This window comes from Pseudomonas fluorescens (genome assembly GCF_902497855.1).
Taxonomy (GTDB): Bacteria; Pseudomonadota; Gammaproteobacteria; order Pseudomonadales; family Pseudomonadaceae; genus Aquipseudomonas; species Aquipseudomonas fluorescens_BI.
Window position 1 is genome coordinate 1 of record NZ_CABVHU010000050.1, and the last position, 1,242, is coordinate 1,242.

A 1,242-nucleotide genomic window follows, 5' to 3' on the forward strand; every position below is an offset into this window, starting at 1 on the left:
TGAACTGGCCTAATAATTCCGGACACCTCTTAAGGGCGATATGATTTCGCCAACTTGGAGGTTTCATGAACGAAAGAAAGGTCTATACCCGCGAGTTCAAGCTGCATGCTGCCAGCATGGTGCTCGATGATAATTGCCCGGTGCCAGATGTTTGTGCATCGCTGGACATCGGGCCTACCGCTTTACGGCGTTGGGTCGATCAGGTTCGCAAGGAGCGCGAGGGACAGCCGGTCAAGGGCACCAAAGCGATTACCGAAGATCAGCGCCAGATCCAGGAGTTAAAAGCCAAGATCAAGCGCATGGAGATGGAAGCCGAGATCTTAAAAAAGGCTACCGCTCTCTTGATGTCGGATCCCGATCGTTTTCGATGATTGCGGAACTAAGAGAGTCATTCCCGACTGCCATTGTGTGTCGTGTTTTCGATGTGAAGCGCAGCAGCTTTTATGAATGGCTTCAGCGGCGAACCAAGCTGCGGCTCAGGCGTGAAGAGCTCAAGCTGAAAGTGGTTGAACTGCACAGCGAAAGCCGCGAAGCCATGGGCTCCAGGATGATCAGCCAGGGCCTGAAATCCCAAGATATAGCGGTCGGAAGGAGTCTTGCCAGAGCGCTGATGAGGGAGGCCAACATTGTCAGCAAACAACGCCAGCCGCACCCATTCAGATCCAAAGGGGTTGAAGCATTTGTTGCGCCCAATCGACTCAAGCGCAATTTCAAGCCGACTGCAGTTGATCAGGTCTGGTGTGGCGACGTTACAAGTTTGATGGTGGGCAAGCGCTGGGTTCACCTGGCCATCGTGATCGACTTGTTTGCTCGCCGAGTCATTGGCTGGGCATTCTCTCTAGTCAATGACGCCAACTTGGTCAGCAAGGCGCTACGCATGGCGACAGAGGTACGAACGTGCCCGCCGGGACTGATGTTTCACTCAGATCAGGGATGCCAGTACACCAGTCGTAAGTTTCAAGAAGAACTGACGCGCCATGGCATTTTGCAAAGCATGAGTCATCGAGGGCAGTGCTGGGACAATGCTCCAACAGAGCGTTTTTTCGGCACGCTGAAGTCAGAGTGGGTACCTCGTAGCGGCTACAGCCTGATCGAGGAAGCAAAAACCGATATCGTACGCTTCTTCATGTATTACAACCGCACAAGGCTCCACAGCTACAACGGTTACCTATCACCGATAGCTATGGAGCAAAAGGCGGCATAAACACCGTAACCGGTGTCCGGAATTACTTGACCAGTTCA

At 53.0% G+C, this 1,242-nt stretch carries 2 protein-coding genes; both read left to right on the forward strand.

All coding sequences use genetic code 11. The features are described from left to right. The first annotated feature begins 65 nt into the window (after positions 1–65). Complete coding sequence (locus tag F8N96_RS35665) at positions 66–371, forward strand: IS3 family transposase (RefSeq protein ID WP_008047186.1); 306 nt, start codon at positions 66–68, stop codon at positions 369–371. Then, a complete protein-coding gene (locus F8N96_RS34790; protein WP_263596475.1) occupies positions 368–1,204 on the forward strand; it encodes an IS3 family transposase in 837 nt (278 codons plus the stop codon). The genes F8N96_RS35665 and F8N96_RS34790 overlap by 4 nt, the downstream gene beginning before the upstream one ends. Positions 1,205–1,242 lie beyond the last annotated feature (38 nt).

Coding starts and splice junctions, on each gene's coding strand:
- F8N96_RS35665 (WP_008047186.1), top strand. CDS start 66: ATGAACGAAAGAAAGGTCTATACCCGCGAGTTCAAGCTGCATGCTGCC.
- F8N96_RS34790 (WP_263596475.1), top strand. CDS start 368: ATGATTGCGGAACTAAGAGAGTCATTCCCGACTGCCATTGTGTGTCGT.